Here is a 21,978-nt window from a genome sequence, read left to right as displayed (position 1 = left end):
GGTCACGCTCCGTCCGGCCGGTGCGTGCGGCCCCTGACGAAGACGGATCCCATCAAAGACAGCGTCGTCAGTGCTCAAGCGAGTCATCCGCCAAGAGCCACAACCATCATCACTGTGCTCAAGGTGACCGCCGGCCCGCGTTCTCGGGGCGTCGGGGGTGACTGCCGCGTTAGTCGGAACGAAATCGGCGCCTGGACCCGAAAATCTACCGACTAACGCAAGACTCGAGCATCACGCAGCTCAGCCACAGCCCGTCAGCCCTAGACGGCGTGGAGCCGCGGTCGCCGGGCCTCGCCATCCGGCCCAGCCACCCGCGTGGCCCGCCCTCTGGTTTCTGTCGGCCGCCTTTGGTGGTCGAGTCGGGGTGCAGGTCCGAAAGGACTCGGCCGGGGACGTCCGCTGTGGCTGATCGCCGCTCCCGGCCGACTAAAAGACAGCGTGGCTGGGCGACGCGGCGGCTGGGGTGGATGGTGCGGTCGGTGACCGCGGCTCCGCGTCGCTTGGGTTGCCGGGCTGTGGTTGGCGTGCGGAAAGATGTCTGCGGGCGGGGAACGCCGGTCTGCGGGAACGACACCTACGGGCGAGCCCAACGCCACTCCCCCGAAACCACACCCCACGAGCAGGCTCAACACCTCTCTCTCTCCCCCCCGGGAACCACAGTCGCGGGTGGGGCCAACGGCGCTTCCCCGGGACCACGCCGACGGGTGGGGTAACTGCGGTGGGGTTAGGCGTCGTAGTCGACGGTTACGGCTGAGGTGGTGGGGTGGGATTGGCAGGTTAGGACGTAGCCGGCTCGGATTTCGTCGGGTTCTAGGGCCCAGTTGGTGTCCATGCGGACTGCGCCTTCGAGGACTTTGGCTCGGCAGGTGCCGCAGACGCCGCCTTTGCAGGCGAAGGGGGCGTCGGAGCGGACGGCTAGGGTGGCGTCGAGGATGGGGCGGGCGTGTTCGCCTAGGGGGAAGGTGGAGCGGCGGCCGTCGAGGATGACGGTGACTTGGGCGGCGTCTTCGTCGACTGCCTCTTCGACCTGGGGCTTGGGGGCTTCGTCGCCGATGTGGAAGAGCTCGGCATGGACGTGTTCGCGGGCTACGCCTTCGGCCAGCAGGAGGTCCTGAGCGCCGACCACCATGGCGTACGGGCCGCAGAGGAACCAGTCGTCGACGGTTGCGATCGGCAGGATGGTTGCGAACATGCGCTGCAACCGCTCCACGTCGATGCGGCCGCTGAAGAGTTCCACCTCGGTCGACTCACGCGACAACACGTGCACGAGGTGCAGGCGCTCGGCGTATACGTCCTTCAAATCCGCCAGCTCGTCCGCGAACATGACTGAGCCCGCAGTGCGGTTGCCGTAGAGCAGCGTGACGCGGCTGGACGGTTCGACCGACAGGATCGTCGCTACCAGCGAGAGCACCGGTGTGATGCCACTACCCGCGGCCAGGAAGGCGTAATGCTTGGCGTTGGCGGGGTCGAGCGTCGTACCGAAGCGGCCGAGTGGCGTCATCACCTCGAGCTCGTCGCCCACCTTGAGCTCATGCGCCGCGTACGCCGAGAACGTGCCACCGGGAATCCGCTTCACCCCGATCCGCAGCACACCGGAACCCGCCGGCGAGCAGATCGAGTAGCTGCGCCGCACGTCTTCACCAGTACGGCGAATTGTCAGGTGCTGGCCCGCAGTGAAGTCGTACTCCCCCGCGAGCTCCTCCGGTACGGCGAACGTGATCGCCACCGAATCATCGGTGATCGCCTCGATCGCCGACACCTTCAGCGCGTGGAATGTCGCCCGGCGCCGGGCGGCCGTAGTAGTCATCAGATCGCCTTGAAGTGATCGAAGGGCTCCCGGCAACTGTTACAGCGCCAGAGCGACTTGCAGGACGTGGATCCGAAGCGGCTGAGCTCCGACGTGTCGGGTGACCCACAGAGCGGACACCGCAGAGTGAGCGACAGCATCACCGGTCCACCAACAGCACGGCGACCAGTGGGCGGTGCGATCCCGTACTCGGTCAGCTTCGCCTTGCCGGCCTCGCTCATCCAGTCCGTCGTCCACGCCGGCGACAGCACGGTCTCAACACGCCCGTCGACGTGCAACGACTGCAACGTCAGCTCTACCTCGTGCCGGATCAGGTCCATCGCCGGACAGCCCGAGTACGTCGGTGTGATCGTCACGACGACCTCATCACCCTCGTGCCGCACACCACGCAGCACTCCGAGGTCAGCGATCGTCAGCACCGGCACCTCGGGGTCAGCGACCTCACCGACTGCGTCGAGGATCGCAGCGTCGGTCACCATGTCGCCCCCGGGTGTGAGCGCGCCACGTGCTGCAGCTCTGCGAGCAGGTACCCCATGTGCTCCGTGTGCCGACCACTCCGGCCGCCCTTGTGCTGGTACGACGACTCTGGCCGACTGCACGTCGATTCGTCGATCACCGCGAACACCCGGCGTTCCCACTCATCCCGCAGACCAGCCGGATCCACAGCGACCGGGAGCCGCCGTACAAGGTCGTCGGACTCGAACATCTCCTCGGTGTACGGCCAGAGCGCGTCCAACCCGGCCTGCATGCGGCGGTGGCTCTCCTCAGTACCGTCGCCCAGCCGGATAACCCACTGGGTCGCGTGGTCGACGTGGTACGCGACCTCCTTGACCGCCTTCCCCGCCACACCGGCCAGCGTCTCGTCCGCGCCGGTGCGCAGCTCGTCGTACAGGAGGTGCTGGTACGTCGCGAAGTACAGCAGGCGGGCCATTGCGTGCGCGAAGTCGCCGTTCGGGAGCTCGCACAGCTGCAGGTTGCGGAACTCGCGCTCCTCGCGGAAGTACGCCAGGTCGTCCTCGGTGCGGCCATCCATCGAGCCGGCGTACTGCAGTAGCGTCCGCGCCTGGCCCAGCTGGTCGAGCCCGATGTTGCCAAGGGCAACGTCCTCCTCGAGCTGCGGTGCGGCCGCGATCCACTCGGCCATGCGCTGCGCGGCGATCAGCGCGTCGTCACCGAGCCGGAGCGTGTAGTCGAAGAGGTCGGTCACAGGTGCTCGACACCTTCCGGAACCTCGTAGAACGTCGGGTGCCGGTAGACCTTGTCACCTGCCGGGTCGAAGAACTCATCCTTCTCATCCGGACTGGACGCGGTGATGTCGGTCGCTCGCACGACCCAGATCGACACACCCTCCTGACGCCGGGTGTACACGTCACGCGCGTTCCGCAGCGCCATGGTCGCGTCGGGCGCGTGCAGCGACCCGACGTGCGTGTGCGACAACCCACGCCGCGACCGAACGAACACTTCCCACAGTGGCTCAACGGTCATGCCACGGCCTCCTGCTGCTTCGCTGCGTACGCCGCTGCGGCCTCACGGACCCAAGCACCGTCCTCATGCGCCTTGACCCGATGCGCGAGCCGCTTCTCGTTGCACGGCCCGTTGCCCTTCACCACGGCGTACAGCTCGGTGTAGTCCGGCTCGGTGAAGCTGTAGTGACCAGTGGCCTCGTCGTACACCAGTCCGTCGTCCGGCACGCGCAGCCCCAGCACATCTGCTTGCGGGACAGTCATGTCGACGAATCGCTGCCGCAGCTCGTCGTTGCTGTGCCGCTTGATCCCCCACGCCATCGACTGCTCGGAATGCGTGGACGATGCGTCCGGCGGGCCGAACATCATCAGCGACGGCCACCACCAGCGGTCTAGCGCGTCCTGCGCCATCGCCTTCTGCCCCTCGGTGCCGTTGCACAGCGTGTGCAGGATCTCGAAGCCCTGCCGCTGGTGGAACGACTCCTCCTTACAGACCCGGACCATGGCGCGCGCATACGGCCCGTAGGAGCAGCGGCAGAGCGGGACCTGGTTCACGATCGCGGCGCCGTCGACCAGCCAGCCGATCGCACCGATGTCGGCCCAGGTCAGCGTCGGGTAGTTGAAGATGCTGGAGTACTTCTGCCGGCCGGTGTGCAGCATGTCCAGCAGGTCGGCCCGGTCCACGCCGAGCGTCTCGGCGGCGGCGTACAGGTAGAGGCCGTGGCCGGCCTCGTCCTGGACCTTGGCCATCAGGATCGCCTTGCGGCGCAGTGACGGCGCCCGGCTGATCCAGTTGCCCTCCGGCTGCATGCCGATGATCTCCGAGTGCGCATGCTGCGCGATCTGCCGGATCAGGGTCTTGCGGTAGCCGTCGGGCATGGCGTCCCGCGGCTCGATCCGGCCGTCGGCGTCGATCGTCGCCTGGAAGCTGTCCATGAGCGCAGCATAGCCCAGATGTGACACTTTTTCTCCAGATCGACAACAGGTGTCACAAGGGTGGTGCTGGGCCCACCTATGGGAGGGGGTTCAGCGCACTGGGTCGGGCCGGCGGCCGGCGAGAGGATTGCTTCAACAGTTCAGGGATTACACAGTTCTGAGAGGCAGACTCCAGTGACGATCCAGCAAACCCTCCCGGCCACGGATCACCGCGGCCCGGTCACCGGTAAGGAACGGGCCCTCGCCCCCGACCTGATCCGCGGCGCGATGCTGCTGCTGATCGGGCTGGCGAACAGCGCGAACTTCGCCTTCGCCGGCCAGCCCGGCGTCGAGAGCGCGCCACACGGGTTCGAGCGCATCCTCAACTTCCTCAAACTCACCTTCGTCGACGCCCGGGCGTACCCGGTCTTCGCGGTGATGTTCGGCTACGGCCTGGTCCAACTGGCCCGGCGACAGCGCTCCTCCGGCGCGACGCCCGGTGCGGTCCGGCGGATCCTGCTGAAGCGGAACGCGTGGCTGATCGCGTTCGGCGCCGTACATGCGACTCTGCTGTACTTCGGCGACTTCCTCGGCGCCTACGGCATTGTCGGCATCATCTGCACCCTGCTGCTCCTCAACCGCAGCGACAAGTTCCACCGGATCGTCATCGGCATCTGGGCCTTCGAGATCGTCTACGTCCTCTACCTGGCGATCCATAGTGCTGTTGCGACACTGGCCAGCTCCGGACCGGCTCAGGCACTCACCAATGAGCCGAACCCGTCGCTCGCAGCGTCGTCGTACGGCGCGAGTCTGCTGGAGCGACTGCACGAGTACCCGCTGCACACCGCCAGCGTGATCCCGTTCGTCATGGTCGTCTGGCTGGGTATCTGGGCCGCCCGCAAGCACATCCTGGAGAACCCGGCCGCACACCGCACACTGCTCACCCGCGTCGCCGTAGTCAGCATGAGCATCACAGTGCTGGGCGGTCTGCCGCTGGCACTGGTCGGTGCGGGCTGGCTGCACGTTGACGAGACCGCAGTCGCTTCACTGAACATGCTGTCGCATGTGAGCGGGATGTTCGGTGGTCCCGGGTACGTCGCTCTGTTCGGCCTACTGGTCGCCCGCATCACCACCCTGTCGCTCCCGGTCCGCGCGATCTCCGCACTGGGTCAGCGGTCGATGTCGGGGTACCTGTTCCAGTCGGTCGCGTGGATGGGCCTGCTGGCACCGTTCACTCTGGATCTCGGACACCGATTCGGCAGTACGGCGTACGCGGCACTCGGATGCGCGGTTGCGGTCTGGCTGGTCTCGGTGACCGGCGCCTACCTGATGAGCCGCCGCTCCTACCGCGGTCCGGCGGAGACCCTCCTGCGCCGGCTCGTCTACTGATTGAGAGGATGGGCAGCGTGAGTGACTTCGGCGTACCCGAGCCTGCGAATCTGTCCGACCTGTCCGGTGAGCCGCCGGTGGCCGAGACCAGTGTGCGGCTCGCGCTGCCCGCCGAGGCGAACGCGATCGGCGAGATCCAGGTAGCGGCCTGGCGGGCGTCGTACGCCGGTCTGCTGCCGGCCGACGTACTGGCCGACCTGAACCCGGCCCAGTTCGCCGCCCAGTGGCGGGCCGCACTGATCGCCCCCGGCGAGGCCCGCAACCGGGTGATGGTCGCACTGGCCGGCCGCACGCTGGTCGGGTTCGCGGCCATCACCGCCTCGGACGACCCGGACGCCGACTCCCAGCACGACGCCCTGATCGCAGAGCTAGCAGTCCAGCCGGACGCCACTCGCGCCGGCCACGGCTCCCGCCTCCTGAACGCAGTCGTCGACACAGTCCGCGCCGACGGCTTCCGCCGGGTCACCGTCTGGGTCAACTCCACCGACGACGTCTCCCGCGCCTTCTACACCGAAGCCGGCTGGGCCCCCGACACCGCCCACCGCGAGCTAGACCTGTACGGCGACGGCTCAGTCCGCATCAAGCAGATCCGTCTCCACACCGACCCCTCAGCCGAGGTGTAGCCCGCAGCCCACGGCGTAGGCCTTCACCAACCAGTCCTCGACCTCAGCGTCCACTTCGCTCGGGTCGCTCAGCCGGAAGGCGTGCAGGACGTTCCGTGGCGAGTAAACCTCCACCCGCCGAAACCGCGGGCCGGCCAGCTCCTGAGCCAGCACGACGTGCCCGTCGAGCCAGTGCACCCGCGGCACGAACGCCGCAAAGCTCATCCGCACATGCAACGCAATCCGCGTCTGCTCCGCCAGCACCTCCACCGGCCCGAACCCCTGCACCACCGCCAGCACCCGGTCGAACGTAGCCCGCACCAGCGCGTCCTTTCCGACGAAGTGCGCGTCCAGCTGCCCCAGCGGCCGACAGGTGTGGGTCTGGTTCCGCTGCGCGAACGTCCGCCCGCACCGCTCACACCGCCACATCAGGCCACGCAGAACTCGTTCGCCTCGGGGTCCTGCATGACGACGAGGTAGCCGTCCGCCTCGTCCATCCGCCGCAGCACGCTCCCACCGAGCCCGATCAGGCGATCCACCTCGGAATCGACCGCCGTACGACGCTCGTCGCCGGACAGGCCGGGGGCCACCTTGATGTCGAGGTGCACTCGGTTCTTGGTCACCTTCGCCTCTGGGACCTGCAGGAAGAAGATGTCCGGCCGGTCCCGCACTTTGTCGACCAGTGTGCGTCCGGTCGGCCGCTGGTCCACCGGGATCTGCTGTGCGTCCGCCCAGTCGTCCCAGGTCAGGAACCCGTCGGGCACCGGCGTCGGGAAGTCGTAGCCACCGAGCGCACGCATCCAGAACCGCGCCACCCGATCCGGCTCAGCGCAGTCGAACACTATGTGCAGGTCGAACGCCGTCATGCACCGACTCTAGGGCAGTCTTGGCCGCATGAGCGAGGTGCGAGTCAACGAGGTCGGGGACATGGTGCTGACGGGCGCGGCGGCGATGCGGACGCTGGCGGATCCGGTGCGGCTGGCGATCACGGACCGGCTGACGCGGCACGGTGCAGCGACGACCGAGGAGCTCACGGAGGCCGTTGGGGTCGGTGCGGCTGAGCACGCGGAGCAGTTGGCCGCGGTCGGCCTGGTGAAGCGGGACGGCGACACGTGGGAGGCCTGTGGCCGCGGCATCTTCTTCGAGATTCCGGAGGACGGGGATGTCGAGGTTCAGCAGGCGGCGCGCGCGTTGAGCAGTGCGATGCTGCTGAGCTACGAGCACCTCCCGCGCCAGTGGGTCGAGGGGACGGAACCGGAGCTGGAGCTGGACTGGGCTCGCTCGGCGGGGTTGTTCAACGCAGGGATGTGGCTGACCGCCGAGGAGCTGCGCAAGGTGCAGGAGGATCTCGAGGTTCTGCTGATGCCTTATCTGCAACGCAAGGAGCCCACGCCGGACTCGCGGCGGGTGCGGATGCTCGCGTACTTCTTGCCGCCGAAAAGCGACTAGCCGGGGGTGGTGCTCGACCCCGGCCACCTGACATGACAGATTGCGACGGTCCGATCACGCTTTGCCGTTGGAGTCTGTATGAAGCTCGTCTCCCTGGCCGTCGGCCTGGGGCTGTCCGCCGCTGCTGTCCTGATCGTTCCCGGCTCGGGTGCGACCGCCTCGATGCAGACGGGGGTGATCGTCGACAAGGCGCGGCCGGTGGCGAACAAGTACCTGCAGCAGAAGCTCAGCTGGCGGCGCTGCGGTGACGAGGAACTGCGGACCTTCTGCACGAAGATCGCCGCACCGCGCGACTGGTCCAACCAGTACGGCGGAACTGACATCGAGCTCGCGGTCAGCAAGGTCACCCCGGAACGCGGTAAGCCCAGCCGGGTCGTGTTCGGCAACCCGGGTGGACCAGGTGGTGCCGGGCTCGGAATGGCGCCGTACCTGGCGAGCCAGAAGCCGCTGGCCAAGGACCACCTGGCAGTCGGCTTCGACCCGCGCGGTACCGGCGACAGCACCAACGTCACGTGCCAGGGCGCACCGGGCTACTCGATGGACGCCCGCGACCGCGACCCGTCGAACCTGGACCTGATCTCGCAGGCGTCCAAGCTCGCTCAGCCGTACTGCGACCGGCAGTCCCGCGGGCTGCTCCCCTATGTCACCACCGCGCAGACCGTGCAGGACATGGACCTGATCCGCCAACTGCTCGGCTTCGACAAGATCGACTTCGTCGGCTACTCCGGCGGCACCTGGCTGGGCGCGTACTACCAGACCTACTTCCCGCAGCACGTCGGCCGCTTCGTGCTCGACTCGAACACCGACTTCACCAGCCCGTGGATCAGCACGTTCGCGGCGCAGCCGGCCGCGTTCGAGCGGCGGTTCCAGCAGGACTTCGCGACCTGGGCGGCCAAGTACGACGACAAACTGCACCTCGGCACGACGTCCCGCCAGGTGGTTCGCAACTACGAACGGTTACGGGCGGCGCTGAAGAAGCAGCCCGTGGTCGAAGAGTTCATGGACGGCTCGATCCGGATCACCTACGACCAGAACATCCTGGACGACATGGTTTCCGGGGATTTGTATACAAAACTCGACTTCTACTCGCTCGCCCTTGATCTGGCATTTCTCCGCGAACTTTCCGAAACCCAGACAAAGGGCGGACCGCGCGCCGCACAAGCCCTCGTCGACGCCCTCTCACCGGCTCGCCAGCAAGAACTCGTTCGCCGGGCGCACCGCAGTACCGTCGGCCTGCCGGCACGCGGTCTCTCCGCAGCGGGCGACGACTACGAGGACGCGACCTTCACGGCGATCACCTGCAACGACACCGCCTGGCCGCAGGGTCGCGAGCACGCCGACCAGCTCGCCGGCCGCCTCGGTCCGCGGAACCCGCTGATCGGCTGGAGCATGAACGAGAACCCGTGCTTCTACTGGGACCGCCCCCGGCTCAACATGCCGCAGCCGACCGGCGCCGGCCTGCCGACAACCCTGATGGTGCAGAGCCAGAACGACCCGGCCACCAGCTTCACGCTGGCTGCCGAAGCCCATCACCGGTACGCCGGATCGCGGCTGCTGACGATCACCGGCGAAGGCGATCACGGCGTGTACGGCGGGGTGAACAAGTGCGCCGATCGAATCGTCAACGCGTTCCTCACCACCGGCAAGACCCCGGCCGCCGACGTGAGCTGCCGCGGCGAAGGTATCCCGGCACTGTCCACTCCGGAGCCGATCGAAGGTGAGGGCGGCGAGGCCGCCACCGGTTCACCGTTGCGCCGGGTTGCCGGATTCACCGCAGCCCTCTCCGGATATCTCGGCTGAAATCATCACGAATTGGCACCGGCCAAACGCTTGACCCAATTCCGGAGCCGCACCGGAAATCACCCACTGACAGCCACCGGTTACGGTCGGCGAAATCCCGCAGATGCCTTCGTTGTCAGGACATATTTGTCAGGGCGATGTCAGGGTTACGTCCCTGTGCGACAGAGCGTGACATCGGCCACTCTTGTTTCAGCGCGGGAGGGCCGGGCGTCGACCGGGAGGGCTCGACGAAAGGCTCGCTCGCTGGACGTGGCTTCGGCCGGCTGCAGGTGGGGGGACTGCCTGGGGGGTCAGACAGAGGCGCAGCCGGCCGGGTCACGCACACGTACGATCCCGCGCATCCCAGATCCCTCGCGGGGCATCGTCGATCCCCCAGGTCGTGATGCCTCGCGAGGCATATCCCCTGCCGATCAGCAGCTCTGGTGGACTGCTGATCGGACAGGTCACAGATACCTGGACCGGTCCGGATCAGGTGCGGGGCTCTGGACCGGGTAGCCGTCGGCCACGGCTGCCAGCGGGGCTGAGCGCCCCGCTGTCCACGCCGTCCGGAAGACGCGCCGGTCCAGCGATGCCTCGACCGCGCTGCGCGTCGCCTGATAGTCGGCCTTCTCGACCTGCGGCACCGGTGCCTGGATCACTTCGCGTACGCCGTCCGCCGCACCGAGCAGGAATGCGGCGTACTCGCTGCGTTCTCGCTGCTGAGCGACCGCGGCGAGCTCTTCGAGCACACTGGCCGACCGCCACCTGTCACCGAGGTCCCGATGCTCAGCCAGGCTCTCGTCGAGCAGGTGCACCGCACGCTCGGTCAGACCGCGACGCCGTTCGACTATGCCGAGCTGGTTGAGCGACCACGCCACACCCTCGCGATAGCCGAGTCGCTGCGACAGTGTGAGGCTCTCCTGCAGCAGGGTCTCCGCCTCGACCAGCTCACCCTTGTACTGCGCGATCGCGCCGAGGCTGATCAGCGACCAGGCGAGTCCTTCGCCGTCGCCCAGCCGCCGGAAGCTGTCCCGCGCCCGGCCGCACCGGCGGGCACCGACATCCAGATCGCCCCGCAGCCAGGCCACGAAGCCAAGGTGGTTGTGCGCCCACGACATCCCGGACTGGTCACCGAGCTCCTCGAATAGGTCGTAGCTCAGGCAGTGCAGGTCCTCAGCAGTCCCATAGTCGCCGCGCTCGCGCGCCACTCCCCCGAGTCGCTGTAGCACCAACGCCGTACCGGCGGTGTCCTTGAGTTCCTTGTACTGCGCGAGTGCGGTCTCGAGCCGAGTTGTCGCCACGTCGTACTCGCACTGCAGGAACGCCAGCATGCCGGCACCGAGATTCGCCTTCGCCAGCGCGGGTGTCGCGTCATCGGTGGACGGCGCCAGAGCGAGCGAACGCTCCAGCCACTGGCTGCCCTCCGCGTAGTGACCGCGCAGGTAGCAGAACAACCAGAGTGCGCCAGACAGCCGCAGTGCTTCGCTCACTGACCTGGTCTGCAGCGCCCATGCCATGGCGGCGCGCAGGTTGTCCAGCTCACTTTGCAAACGTTCGAGCCAGTCCTCCTGGCTCGCACCGCGCAGCTCGCGCTCCGCCTGCTCGGCCAATCCGATGTAGAAGTGCGCGTGTCGGCTGACCGCCTCGTCCACACTGGACGTGGTCTGCAACCGGTCCGCGGCGAACTCCCGGATCACCGCGAGCATGTAGTACCGCGCGACGCCACCGCGCCTCGTAACCCGGATCAGTGACTTGTCCACCAGGCGTCCGGTCAGGTCGAGTGCCTCGGCCCTCGCGACCGGTCCGGGTGCGTCCTCACCGGACATCACCATCGCGGCCGCGCTCAGGCTCCAGCCGCCGACGAAGACCGACAGTTGCGCGAAGACATCGCGCTCCGCCGGTGTGAGCAGGTCATGGCTCCACTCGATCGCACCGCGCATCGACTGCTGCCGCGGCGACGCCGTCCGGTCGCCACCGGCCAGGATGCCGAACGACGTCTCCAGCTCACCGGCCAGCTCTTCGATCGTCATCACGTTCGTCCGGGCGGCCGCCAGCTCAATCGCCAGCGGCATGCCCTCGAGCCGCCGTACCACTCGGGCCACCTGCTCCAGCTGACCGTCCAGGTCGTACCCGCGCGCTCTGGCCCGATCCACGAACAGCCGGACCGCGGCCGCTGCCTCGGACCGGCCGTCAACCGGGGGCAGCGCGAGCGGTGGTACGACGTACACGTTCTCACCGGGGACCCGGAGCAGCTCGCGGCTGGAGGCGAGGATGGACAGGTTCGGGCAGGACTCCAGCAGCGCGGCGCACACCTGGCCGACGCTCGAGACCACGTGCGAGCAGTTGTCGAACGTCAGCAGCAGGGTGCGCTGGCCGATCTGCTCGGCGATCTCTTCGGTCAGCCGGGCGGTGTCCATCGGGTGCAGCCCGATCGAGGCTGCGACAGCGGCCGCGACGCCCTGTCCGTCGGTGAGCGACGCGAGCGGAACCCAGCACACGCCATCCGCGAAGTCATCGGGGAGCTCGCTTGCGACCGCCATGGCGAGCCGGGTCTTGCCGACACCGCCCGGACCGGTCAGCGTCAGCAGCCGCGTGATGCGCTGGCCCAACAAGCGCTTGGCCGTGCTCAGCTCGACAGTCCGCCCGATCAGCTCATTCGGCGGGGCGGGTGGTCGTCTGAGCACCGGCTGCGGTGAGTCGGACTCGTTCCGGGCGGAGGTGGTGAGCTGACTGCGCTCAGCGCTGTTCAGTCGCAGGGCGTCCGCGAGGAGCCGCAGAGTGTGCGCTCTCGGCGCACGGCGACGACCCCGCTCCAGCGCCGCGATCGCGTCGACACTCAGACCGGCCAGCTCCGCCAGGCCCTCCTGCGACAGCCCGGCGTCTCGCCGATGCCGGCGCAACAAGCCGCCGAACCCAGCCCCCTGCACGTCGTCCGAACCGCGGCGAGATCCGTCGGACGACACAGGACGGCTCCACCCAGTTTCCGGCCTCGACGTGGCGGTTGCCACGTACGTTTCCCTTGAAAATATCCTTATCCGGCCCGCATTGTCAGTCAATCGCCGCAGGTTGCCAGCGAACTCACAGGTAACGCCCAGTACCAGATCACTGCATTTCGGCGGCGTGCCGGGCGATCGCCTGGCGCATGGTGGCCCGTGCCCGCTTGCGATCTCCGGCGGCGTCGTACGCCGTCGACAGGCGGAACCATACCCGCCAATCGTCCGGCGAAGCCTCCGCTTCGGCCCGGTACTGCTCGAACGCCGCGTCGGCCGCGGCCCGGTCGATCCGCCCGGACGGCCGGCGCGGCAGATCGTCCACCGGCAGCCCGCCGGCCGCCTCCAGCTCGCGGGCCAGTCCCTCAGTCTGGGTGCCGAACCGCAGCTCCCGCCAGACCAGATACGCACCGAGCACCGGAATCACCAGTACGGCGACGCCGAGGCCGACCGCGACCGGATCCCCGGTCCCGATCAGCAACACCCCGCGCCAGCCGAGCAGAGCGGCGTACGCGATGAACACGACCGCCAGGACGATCGCCGCCTGCTTGGCTTTCATTTAGTCGAGGTCCATGAAGTGCTCGAGCCCGACGGTCAGCCCCGGCGTGTTGACGATGCTCCGTACGCCGAGCAGCACACCGGCCATGAACGACACCCGGGCCATCGAGTCGTGCCGGATCGTCAGCGTCTCGCCCTCGTCACCGAACAGCACCTCCTGGTGCGCGATCAGCCCGCGCAGCCGGACACCGTGCACCCGGATCCCCTCGACATCCGCACCACGAGCCCCGTCGAGCGCAGTCGTGGTCGCATCCGGGATCGGCGCGCTTCCGGCCTCCCGCCGAGCAGCCGCGACCAATTCCGCCGTACGGCGTGCTGTCCCAGAAGGGGCGTCGACCTTGTCGGGGTGGTGCAGCTCGATGATCTCGACCGACTCGTAGAACCGGGCCGCCTTGGCCGCGAACTGCATCATCAACACCGCACCGATGGAGAAGTTCGGAGCGATCAGTACGCCGACCCCCGGTGCCGCATCCAGCCACGACTGCAGCTTCGCCAGCCGCTCCTCGTCCCACCCGGTGGTCCCGACCACCGCGTGAATCCCGTTCGCGATGCACCACTCGAGGTTGTCCATCACCACCTCGGGCCGGGTGAAGTCCACCACGACCTGAGCACCCGCCTTCGTCAGCTCAACCAGGTCGTCCCCCTGGTCCAACGACGAAACCAGCTCCACGTCAGCGGCCTCATCAACCGCCAGGCACGTCTGAGCGCCCATCTTCCCCTTGGCCCCCAGCACCCCAACCTTGATCATCCGCGCCCTCTCACCTGCCTAGTCGAGGCCCCCAGGATCTCATCCACCCCACCCGGGTCCACCAATCACCCCAACGACAGGACGTATACCGCCGCCACGCCGACCGGCGCCCAACCACCCCGCGAGCGCGGGCACCTACGTAGACCTATACGTCCTGTTGCTGCGCAGATCTGGAGGCGGCTGGGGTGTAGGCGAGTTGGGCGTCTTCGGCGAAGTGGCAGGCGACATTCTGGCCGGTGGGGATGGGGCGGAGTTGGGGTTCTTCGGTGCTGCAGCGGGATTCGGCGCGGAGGCAGCGGGTGTGGAAGCGGCAACCTGAAGGAGGCGAGACTGGGGAGGGCGGGTCGCCGGCTAGGACGATGCGTTTGCGGCCTTGGCGGGCGAGGCCTGGTTCGGCGGACAGCAGGGCCTGCGTGTAGGGGTGCGCCGGTACGTCGTACACGTTCTGGTGATCGCCGAGTTCCGCGACCCGGCCGAGGTACATGACGGCGACTCGGTCGGAGACGTGTCGGACGACTGACAAGTCGTGCGCGACGAAGATGATGCTTAGGCCGAGTTCGCGTTGGAGTCGCATCAGCAGGTTCACGACCTGTGCCTGGACGGACAGGTCGAGGGCGGAAACCGGTTCGTCGCAGAGCAGGACATCGGGGTTGAGGGCGATCGCCCGGGCGATCCCGATCCGCTGCCGCTGACCGCCCGAGAACTGGTGCGGGAACTTGGTCTCGTCCTCAGCACGCAGGCCGACCAGCTCGAGCAGCTCGCGCACGCGTCGCCGGATGTCCATGCCCTTCGACACATCCGGGTGGACCTCCAGCGGTTCGGCGACGATCTCGCCGACGCGCATCCGCGGGTTCAGGCTGGAGTATGGGTCCTGGAAGACGACCTGGACGTTCCGCCGCCACTGCCGCAGTTCGCGACCGCGCAGGTTGCTGACATCGACGCCGCCGTAGTGGATCGCACCTGACGTCGGCTTCTCCAGCGCGGCGAGTAGCCGGACCAGCGTGGACTTTCCGCAGCCGGACTCGCCGACGATGCCGAGCGATTCGCCCTTGCGTAGCGTCAGATTCACGCCCTCGACCGCGCGAACCAGCACCTTCGCCCCGAAGTGCAGCGCCGGGCTGATGTCGTAGTGCTTCACCAAATCCGTTGCCACCAGCAACTCTTCGGCCATCAGACGGCCTCCTTCTCGGCCAGCGTCGTCCGGCGGATACACGCGGCATCGCGGCCGGGCGCGACGGTCAGCAACGGCGGTACGTCGTGCGCGCACTCCTCGATCGCGATCGGGCACCGCGGCCGGAACGCGCACCCGGACGGAATCGATCGCAACGACGGCGGCGTACCGGGGATGGTCGGCAGCTCCTGCCCCTTGAGGTCGGCCGACGGCATCGACCCGAGCAGCCCTTCGGTGTACGGATGCACGGGATGATCGAGCGCCGCCGCGGTCGACGCGCGCTCGACGACATGACCGGCGTACATCACCACCACGTTGTCCGCGACATCCGACACGACACCGAGGTCGTGCGTGATCAGTACGACGCCCATGTCGCGCTCGGCCTGCAGTTCCGCGATCAGCTCCAGGATCTGCGCCTGCACGGTGACGTCGAGCGCGGTGGTCGGCTCGTCCGCGATCAGTACGTCGGGATCCAGCGCGAGCGCCATCGCCAGCATCACGCGCTGCCGCATCCCGCCGGAGAACTCGTGCGGGTAGTCGCGCACCCGCTTCGCCGCGGCCGGAATCCGCACCTGGTCGAGCATCTCGGCCGCCCTCGTCAGCGCGTCCCGCTTCGACATCCCGCGATGCACCCGGAAGCACTCGGCGATCTGCGTCCCGACCGACTGCACCGGATTGAGCGCCGACAGCGAGTCCTGGAACACCATGGTGATCCGGTCCCCCACGATCTTGCGCCGCTCCCGCGTCGTCATCGAGATCAGGTCGGCGCCGCGGTACTCCGCCGTACCGGAGACGATCCGTCCCGGCGGCATGTCCAGGATCCCGGTCAGCGCCTGCGTCGACACGCTCTTACCCGACCCCGACTCCCCCAGGATCGCCAGCGTCTCCCCCGCCCGCACCTGCCACGACACCCCGTCGACAGCCCGCACCGGCCCGCGCGGCGTATCGAACTCGACGCTCAGGTTGTCGACCTTGAGCAGGACCTCGCCAGTCGCAGTCATCGCATCAACTTCGGGTCGAGGGCGTCGCGGATCGAGTCGCCGATGATCATGAACGAGATCGTCATCGTGGAGATGAACAGCGCCGGCCAGATGAACAGGTGCGGGGTGTCCCGGTACGACGCGGCCACGCCGAACTGTGATCCCCACGAGATCGACGGCGGTTGCAGACCCACGCCCAGGAAGGTGAGTGCGGCCTCGAGACCGACCATGCCACCGATGCCCAGGGTGGTCATCGCGAGCAGCGGCGCCATCGCGTTCGGGAACACGTGTTTGCGCAGGATCCGCAGCGGCGGGACGCCAATCGAGCGCGCGGCCAGCACGTACTCGCGGTTGCGCACCGAGAAGACCGTGGCCCGCATCAGCCGCATGCCACCCGGCCAGCCGATCAGCAGGATGACGCCGACGATGATCCAGATACTGCGGTTCGGCACCGAGTTCAGGATCACGATCAGGACGACGAGACCGGGGATCGAGAACAGTACGTCGGCCGTCCGCGAGATCAGCGCGTCGATGAATCCCGGGAAGTACCCGGCGAGCAGACCGAACGATCCGGCGAGCACGAACACCCCGAAGCTGGCGCAGATACTCACGAGCACCGACGGGCGAGCGCCGTACACGACGTTGGCGAAGTAGTCGCAGCCCTGGATGTCGAAGCCGAACGGATGCCCCGGGCCGCGGCCTTGGCGGCTTTTGCCGAGCTCGCAGAAGCGCGGGTCGGCCGAGGTGAAGAGCTTCGGTACGGCGGCCATCGTGAAGAACGCGAGTAGCAGCAGACTGCACAGCACGAACTGCGGTTTGCGCATCAGCGCCCGCAGCAGCTCGCGGTTCGAGAGGGTCCGACCGTCGCCGAGTTCCTGGGCCTCGGCGCTGACCACCGCTGTGACGTCAGACATGGCGCACCCTCGGGTCCAGGATTCCGTAGAGGAGATCCACCAGCAGGTTGATCACGATGAACGACAGGAACGCCAGCGTCGACAACAGGACCACGACACCGCCCTCCTTCAGCTTGATCGCCTGGAACATGAACTGCCCCAGCCCCGGCAGGTTGAAGATCGACTCGGTGATGATCGCCCCGCCGAACATGCCGGCCAGGTCGAGCCCGATGAACGTCACCACCGGCAGCAGCGCGTTCGGCAGGATGTGCCGCCACAGAACCCGCTGCTCGCCCAGCCCTTTCGCCCGGGCGGTCTTCACGAAGTCGGCGTTCACCGTCTCCACGATCGACGTCCGCATCAGCCGAGCCAGCCCGGCGAACCCGAGCAGGCCGATCACCAGCGCCGGCAACAGGTACGACGTCGGGAATCCCTCCAGCACGCCGGAGACCGGGAACCACTTGAGCTCGACCCCGAACAAGTACTGCGCGGCGAAGTACGCCACGAGTCCCGGCACGGCGAGCAGCACGAGTGTTGCCAGCAGCAACGACCTGTCCACCCAGCCGTTCCGCCGGAAGCCGGCGTAGATGCCGAACAGCAGACCGAACGTCCACTGGAACGCATTGGCCAGCAAGGTGAGTTTGAGCGTGACCGGGATCCGCAACCGGAGCTGGTCGGCGATGTCGGCACCGGCGAACGTCGTACCGAAATTGCCGGTCAGGATGTCCTTCATGCTCAGCAAGTACTGGACGATGAAGGGATCGTCGAGGTGGAACTGGGCCCGTTTGGCGGCCAGTACGGCGGCCGGGATCGGTTTGTCACCGGCCAGTTCCCGCAGGGGGTCCCCAGGCATCGCGAAGACGAGCGCGAAGACCCCCAGCGTGACGATCACACCGATCGGGATCGCCGCGATGATGCGGCGAACGACGTACCGGATCATTTAAACGTGGCCCACAAGGCGGAGACGCCGACGTACTTGGAGACCCGCGGCTCGATCTTGTCCGAGTGCAGGTAGGCGTTCGACTTGGTGATCAGCGGGATCAGCGGCATGTCCTCGAGGGCGATGTCCTCGGCCTGCTGGTAGAGCTTGATCGCCTTCTCCGGGTCCGGTTCGGCGTCACCCTTGGCCAGTACGGCGTCCAGCGCGGGGTTGTTGTAACCGGAGAAGTTCGCGTCGCCGTTGGACTTGAACATCGGGGTCAGGTAGTCCTCGATCGACGGGTAGTCGTGGCCCCAGCCGCTGAACCGCAGGCCGTCGAGCTTGCGGGTGTCGGCGAGCTCGGTGATCTCGGAGCCGACCTTGCCGGTGTACTTGACCTCGAGGCCGAGGTTCTGCCGGATCATGTTGCCGATCGCCTCGGCGTTGATCTGACCGGTCGCCGACGTGGTGTTGTAGTTGATGTTGACCGGGCCGGAGAAGCCACCGGCCTCGGCCAGCAGTTGCTTGGCCTTCGCGGGGTCGAAGTCGCAGTACTTGCAGGAGTCGGCGCGGTAGCCGTCCATGTCGGGCGCGACCAGCGCCTTGGCCGGCTCGGACAGTCCGATCAGGTCGGCGTAGGCCTTCCGGTCGATCGCCATCGAGAACGCGTGCCGCAGCTTGGGGTTCTTGAAGCGCGGGTCCCAGGCCGGGAGGGTCAGGTAGTTGGCGCCCGAGCTGATGCTGGTCACCCACTTGTCCGGGGCGTCGTCCTTGAAGCTCTTCACCTTGGTCGAGGGCACGTCGACGAAGTCGATGTTGCCGGCCAGGAACTCGTTGTACGCCGTGTCCGCGTTCGGGATGAAGCGGTAGGTGATCGCGTCGGCCTCCGGCACCAGCGGGCCCTTGTACCCGTCCCACTTGGCCAGCTTGATGTCGTCACCGGCGTTCCAGTCGGCGGCCAGCTTGAACGGGCCGTTGCCGATCGGCTTGCGCTTGTAGGCGTCCGGGTCCTTGCGGACCTCTTCCGGCAGCGGCGCCAGACCGAGGTACTGCAGGGTCAGACCGAACTGCGAGAACGGCACCTTGAGCTTGACCGTGAAGGTCAGGTCGTCGACCTGCTTCAGACCGCTGAGCGCCTTGACCGAGGTCGGCTTCGGCGTCGCGCCGTCCGGGGTCTCGGGGTTCAGCGCCTCGTAGCCCTCGACCTTGGAGAAGAAGCCGTTGTTCTTCCACGCGTTCGAGCCCTGGGCAGTCAGGTTCCAGCTGTCGACATAGTCCTTGGCCGTCAGCGGTTGCCCGTTCTGGAACGTGTTCCCCGGGTGCAGCTTGATCGTCCAGGTCTGGCTGGTCTTGTCCGGCGTGACCGAGTCGGCCATCACGTTCAGCAACTTGCCGCTGTTCGGATCCGTGGTCACCAGCGGCGCGAACATCGCCATCGCGACCTGGATCCCCGGACTGCCGTTCTCGTTCAGCGGGTTGATGTACTCCAGCGGGTCGGCCGCGATCGCGATCACCTCGCTCTTGGCCCCACCCCCCGAGCCGCCGTCCCCACCCGACTTGCCACCACACGAGGCCAGCACCAGCGAAAGCCCGAGTGCCACCCCCACAACCCCAGTCAGACGTCGCACGGTCGAACCAACTTCCTCGGCAAAGCGCCGATCGGCGGGCGGAACAAGCGCCATGCTCGCTGGTCGAAACTGCGCATGTCAACGTTGTCAGCCCCCAAACCCACGCGCGTAACGCAGGCGTTACCAACCCAAGACCTCAGATGACCCATCCACCCGACCGCTCAACCGACCCACCTTAATCGCCCCAACCCCCGAAGTCATCAGATGTCAGCCCAGTTCCCTGACAAATCAGTTTGTGCGCACAAATGCGCACCCGACCCCCGCGCGCGAACGTGCGAGTACGTCAGAAGGCTGCATCCGGCAAGACCATTTCGCTGCCCATTGAAACGTTTGTTGGAGGGTGCGGCCGCTGCCTACGGTGACGGTCGGTTATCGACAGGCACACTTCGACGCAGGAGGTCCGAATGAGAACGCAGGCACGTACCGGCTGGGCGATCGCCGCAGCCGCGGCGGCCATCGTGGCATCTGTCGCCGGCCCGACGGTTGCCCGGGCGGAGCCGGCCGGCGCAGGTTTCACCGCGACGCCCGACGGCATCCTGAGCATCACCCTGCAGAACAAGAAGACCGGCCGCTGCCTCGAGCAGGGGGCGAACGGGCACGTCTTCACCGCACCCTGCAACGGCTCGAGCCAGCAGCGGTGGAACTGGTTCGGATCGGATCCGGAGTGGCGCAGTCTCGCCAATGCGTGGAGCGAGGAGTGCCTCGACGGAACCTCCTCCGGCGGGCGGGTCTACACCCTCAGCTGCAACGGGAGCGACTACCAGAAGTGGAAGCACAGCAGTGGCCAGTTCAACCAGCGCCAGTCCGTCCAGAATCTTGACAGCAACTTCGAAGGCTCGGTCTATCTGTCGCCCTGGAACGGCAGCGACTACCAGCAGTGGTTGTGAGGCTTCTCAGCCTTCCTGACTGACGAACAGCCGGGCGAAGCGCCCGCTCGGCTGTTTCATCAGCTCCCGGTAGGTGCCTTGCTGGACGACCGCGCCGCCGTCGATGACGTAGATGCGGTCCATGTCGGTCAGGGTGGAGGCGCGGTGGGAGACGACGAGGGTGATGCGGGTGTCCTTGGTACGGCGGAGGCCGGCGAAGATCTCGCGTTCCGCTTCGGCGTCGATGGCGGAGGTGGGTTCGTCGAGGATCCAGATGCCGGCGTTGCGGAGCTGGATCCGGGCGAGGGCGACTCGCTGCCATTGGCCGCCGGAGATGCCGGTGCCGCCCCATTGCTGGCCTAGCTGGGTATCGAGCGGGAGGTCGGCCGCGAAGGTGCCGGTCAGGGCGGCGCGGATGTCGGCGTCCTCGACCGGGTGTGGGGAGCCGAGGGCGACGGCGTCGCGGAGGGTGAACTCGAACCGGCCGAACTCCTGCACCAGCAACCCGAAGTGCCCGAGCCGCTCAGACTCGCTCATGAGCGACGCATCTCGCCCGCCGATCAGCACGCGACCGCAGTCCAGCGTCAGGCCGCCGACGAGCAGGTTGACGGCGGTCGTCTTCCCGGCCCCGTTCACTCCCACCAGCGCGACCATCTCCCCACGGCGTACCGTGATCGACACCTTCGCAAGCGCAGCCCGCTCCGCTCCCGGGTACTGGAAGGTGACGTTGTCGAGGGCAACGGATTCCACAACGGGTACGACGGTCTGCGGTTCCGCAGCCGGCACACTGCCAACGAAACCCCGGTACGTCGCCGCGCGGGGAGCCGCGGTCACGATGAGTCCGAACGCGTAGCCGCACAGCCGGATCGCGTTCAGCCCGGAGATCGTTCCAGCGACCGCAGCTGCGGCCGCTCCCCCGCTGGCACCACCGATCACCAGGGCCACCAAGGCACCGCCGAACAGGAACACAGTCGCGAGAGCAGCCGCCAATTCGAAGCTCATCGCCGTACGGATCATCCTATCGAGCACCCGCGTCGCCGTCGCGCGATAGGCGATCGCCAACTCGGCCACCTTCGCGCCCGACCCGAGGACGGCCAGCTCAGTACCCGAGCGTTGCTGAAGCAGCTGCTCAGTCGCATACACCGCACGCCGATCATTCGCCGCAACCTCCGGCCACCCGCGGCTCTCCATCCGCGCGATGGCCGTAAAGGCGAGCACAGTAGGCACCAGCGCAGCCAGCACCAGTACGCCGGACAACGGATTGATCGACCCGATCGCCGCGCACAGCACGACCGCAGTCACCGCAGCCCCCAGCACCTGCACCGGCTGGTTCGCGACCGTACTCATCGGATCGATCGCCGCCTGACTAGCCTCCAACTCCGTGACCACGTGAGGATCCGCAAGCCGACTCGGACTCAGCCGGGCCGACGTCTGCAGCAACTCGGACCGATAGTGCAACCGGAGCCGCAACATCAACCGCTGCCCCGCATCCCGCGCCATCGCACCCAACGGGTACATCGACCCGACCACAACGGTCAGCGTGATCAGCAGCCCCCACGGCCGCTCACCCGCGGTGAGCCGATCGACCAGCTCACCAATCAGCACAACCTGCACGCCAGGCAACGCAGCCTGAGCCAGCACCAGCAACGAGCAGAAGGCGAGCAAGCCGGGCGAAACCCGGGCAGCGTCGACAAGAGAGTCGCGGGCAGTACGGAACGCGTCGAGCATGGTGATCCTCGCAAAGACAGGCCGGAGCCGCGCTGAGAATTCAGCGCGGGAACCGTCGGCCGTCAAGTGCATGTGATCGCGTTCAGAGTGCGA

The 21,978-nt window shown here is 67.4% G+C and carries 21 protein-coding genes; 5 read left to right on the top strand and 16 right to left on the bottom strand.

Going from position 1 to position 21,978, the window contains the following annotated elements; translation table 11 throughout:
* Positions 1–724: 724 nt before the first annotated feature.
* Genes paaE through paaA form a run of 5 tightly spaced genes read right to left on the bottom strand, consistent with a single transcriptional unit; the run spans position 725 to position 4,206 of the window.
* Positions 725–1,807: a 1,2-phenylacetyl-CoA epoxidase subunit PaaE gene (gene paaE, locus ACFTSF_RS29370; RefSeq protein WP_380157339.1), complete on the bottom strand. Its 1,083-nt coding sequence runs from the start codon at positions 1,805–1,807 to the stop codon at positions 725–727.
* Complete coding sequence (paaD, locus tag ACFTSF_RS29365) at positions 1,807–2,286, bottom strand: 1,2-phenylacetyl-CoA epoxidase subunit PaaD (protein WP_344151140.1); 480 nt, start codon at positions 2,284–2,286, stop codon at positions 1,807–1,809. The genes paaE and paaD overlap by 1 nt, the downstream gene beginning before the upstream one ends.
* Entirely contained in the window at positions 2,280–3,014 is a 735-nt protein-coding gene (gene paaC / locus ACFTSF_RS29360) for a 1,2-phenylacetyl-CoA epoxidase subunit PaaC (protein ID WP_380157336.1), read from the bottom strand. The genes paaD and paaC overlap by 7 nt, the downstream gene beginning before the upstream one ends.
* The gene (paaB, locus tag ACFTSF_RS29355) at positions 3,011–3,292 is read right to left on the bottom strand and encodes a 1,2-phenylacetyl-CoA epoxidase subunit PaaB (protein ID WP_344151134.1); all 282 of its coding nucleotides are present in this window, start codon (positions 3,290–3,292) and stop codon (positions 3,011–3,013) included. The genes paaC and paaB overlap by 4 nt, the downstream gene beginning before the upstream one ends.
* Positions 3,289–4,206 carry a 1,2-phenylacetyl-CoA epoxidase subunit PaaA gene (paaA, locus tag ACFTSF_RS29350; protein WP_380157334.1) on the bottom strand — a complete coding sequence of 306 codons (918 nt, stop codon included), beginning with the start codon at positions 4,204–4,206 and terminating at the stop codon, positions 3,289–3,291. Before paaA ends, paaB begins: the two co-directional genes overlap by 4 nt.
* 174 nt (positions 4,207–4,380) lie before the next feature.
* Between paaA and ACFTSF_RS29345 the strand changes: the two genes are divergently transcribed.
* Entirely contained in the window at positions 4,381–5,574 is a 1,194-nt protein-coding gene (locus ACFTSF_RS29345) for a DUF418 domain-containing protein (RefSeq protein ID WP_380157332.1), read from the top strand.
* Between the two features lie 17 nt (positions 5,575–5,591).
* Positions 5,592–6,197, top strand: a complete 606-nt coding sequence (locus tag ACFTSF_RS29340) for a GNAT family N-acetyltransferase (protein WP_344151125.1) — start codon at positions 5,592–5,594, stop codon at positions 6,195–6,197.
* Here ACFTSF_RS29340 and ACFTSF_RS29335 read toward each other — a convergent pair.
* Both ACFTSF_RS29335 and ACFTSF_RS29330 read right to left on the bottom strand, forming a co-directional pair.
* Positions 6,183–6,605: a DUF5655 domain-containing protein gene (locus ACFTSF_RS29335; protein WP_380157330.1), complete on the bottom strand. Its 423-nt coding sequence runs from the start codon at positions 6,603–6,605 to the stop codon at positions 6,183–6,185. The two genes, ACFTSF_RS29340 and ACFTSF_RS29335, sit on opposite strands and share 15 nt — an antisense overlap.
* A complete protein-coding gene (locus tag ACFTSF_RS29330; RefSeq protein ID WP_380157328.1) occupies positions 6,605–7,042 on the bottom strand; it encodes a VOC family protein in 438 nt (145 codons plus the stop codon). Before ACFTSF_RS29330 ends, ACFTSF_RS29335 begins: the two co-directional genes overlap by 1 nt.
* A gap of 28 nt (positions 7,043–7,070) precedes the next feature.
* Here ACFTSF_RS29330 and ACFTSF_RS29325 point away from each other — a divergent pair, with 28 nt between their 5' ends.
* Together ACFTSF_RS29325 and ACFTSF_RS29320 are read left to right on the top strand one after the other, a co-directional pair.
* Positions 7,071–7,625: a helix-turn-helix domain-containing protein gene (locus ACFTSF_RS29325; RefSeq protein WP_344151116.1), complete on the top strand. Its 555-nt coding sequence runs from the start codon at positions 7,071–7,073 to the stop codon at positions 7,623–7,625.
* 78 nt (positions 7,626–7,703) lie between these two features.
* Positions 7,704–9,425 (top strand): alpha/beta hydrolase, encoded by a 1,722-nt coding sequence (locus tag ACFTSF_RS29320; protein ID WP_380157326.1) that lies wholly within the window; start codon positions 7,704–7,706, stop codon positions 9,423–9,425.
* 443 nt (positions 9,426–9,868) lie between these two features.
* On the opposite strand, the gene ACFTSF_RS29315 is transcribed toward ACFTSF_RS29320, so the two are convergent.
* The 8 genes from ACFTSF_RS29315 to ACFTSF_RS29280 all read right to left on the bottom strand — a co-directional run bounded on the left by ACFTSF_RS29315 (position 9,869) and on the right by ACFTSF_RS29280 (position 19,291).
* Positions 9,869–12,367 (bottom strand): ATP-binding protein, encoded by a 2,499-nt coding sequence (locus tag ACFTSF_RS29315; RefSeq protein WP_380157325.1) that lies wholly within the window; start codon positions 12,365–12,367, stop codon positions 9,869–9,871.
* Between the two features lie 139 nt (positions 12,368–12,506).
* Entirely contained in the window at positions 12,507–12,953 is a 447-nt protein-coding gene (locus ACFTSF_RS29310) for a hypothetical protein (RefSeq protein WP_380157323.1), read from the bottom strand.
* Positions 12,954–13,700, bottom strand: coding sequence for a 4-hydroxy-tetrahydrodipicolinate reductase (gene dapB / locus ACFTSF_RS29305; protein ID WP_380157321.1), 747 nt, complete (start codon positions 13,698–13,700; stop codon positions 12,954–12,956).
* A 145-nt stretch (positions 13,701–13,845) separates the two neighbouring features.
* A complete protein-coding gene (locus tag ACFTSF_RS29300; RefSeq protein WP_380157320.1) occupies positions 13,846–14,871 on the bottom strand; it encodes an ABC transporter ATP-binding protein in 1,026 nt (341 codons plus the stop codon).
* Positions 14,871–15,872 carry an ABC transporter ATP-binding protein gene (locus tag ACFTSF_RS29295; protein ID WP_380157318.1) on the bottom strand — a complete coding sequence of 334 codons (1,002 nt, stop codon included), beginning with the start codon at positions 15,870–15,872 and terminating at the stop codon, positions 14,871–14,873. The genes ACFTSF_RS29300 and ACFTSF_RS29295 overlap by 1 nt, the downstream gene beginning before the upstream one ends.
* A complete protein-coding gene (locus ACFTSF_RS29290; protein ID WP_344151095.1) occupies positions 15,869–16,765 on the bottom strand; it encodes an ABC transporter permease in 897 nt (298 codons plus the stop codon). Before ACFTSF_RS29290 ends, ACFTSF_RS29295 begins: the two co-directional genes overlap by 4 nt.
* Positions 16,758–17,684, bottom strand: a complete 927-nt coding sequence (locus tag ACFTSF_RS29285) for an ABC transporter permease (RefSeq protein ID WP_344151092.1) — start codon at positions 17,682–17,684, stop codon at positions 16,758–16,760. The genes ACFTSF_RS29290 and ACFTSF_RS29285 overlap by 8 nt, the downstream gene beginning before the upstream one ends.
* Complete coding sequence (locus ACFTSF_RS29280; protein ID WP_380157315.1) at positions 17,681–19,291, bottom strand: ABC transporter substrate-binding protein; 1,611 nt, start codon at positions 19,289–19,291, stop codon at positions 17,681–17,683. The genes ACFTSF_RS29285 and ACFTSF_RS29280 overlap by 4 nt, the downstream gene beginning before the upstream one ends.
* Before the next feature lie 404 nt (positions 19,292–19,695).
* Between ACFTSF_RS29280 and ACFTSF_RS29275 the strand changes: the two genes are divergently transcribed.
* Positions 19,696–20,178, top strand: a complete 483-nt coding sequence (locus ACFTSF_RS29275) for a hypothetical protein (protein WP_380157314.1) — start codon at positions 19,696–19,698, stop codon at positions 20,176–20,178.
* Between the two features lie 6 nt (positions 20,179–20,184).
* On the opposite strand, the gene ACFTSF_RS29270 is transcribed toward ACFTSF_RS29275, so the two are convergent.
* Positions 20,185–21,885, bottom strand: a complete 1,701-nt coding sequence (locus tag ACFTSF_RS29270; protein WP_380157312.1) for an ATP-binding cassette domain-containing protein — start codon at positions 21,883–21,885, stop codon at positions 20,185–20,187.
* Positions 21,886–21,978: the final 93 nt, after the last annotated feature.

The organism is Kribbella sp. NPDC056951 (genome assembly GCF_042674205.1).
GTDB lineage: Bacteria > Actinomycetota > Actinomycetes > Propionibacteriales > Kribbellaceae > Kribbella > Kribbella yunnanensis.
Note: the sequence above shows the minus strand (reverse complement) of the source record. Positions and strands in the feature narration are given on the sequence as shown.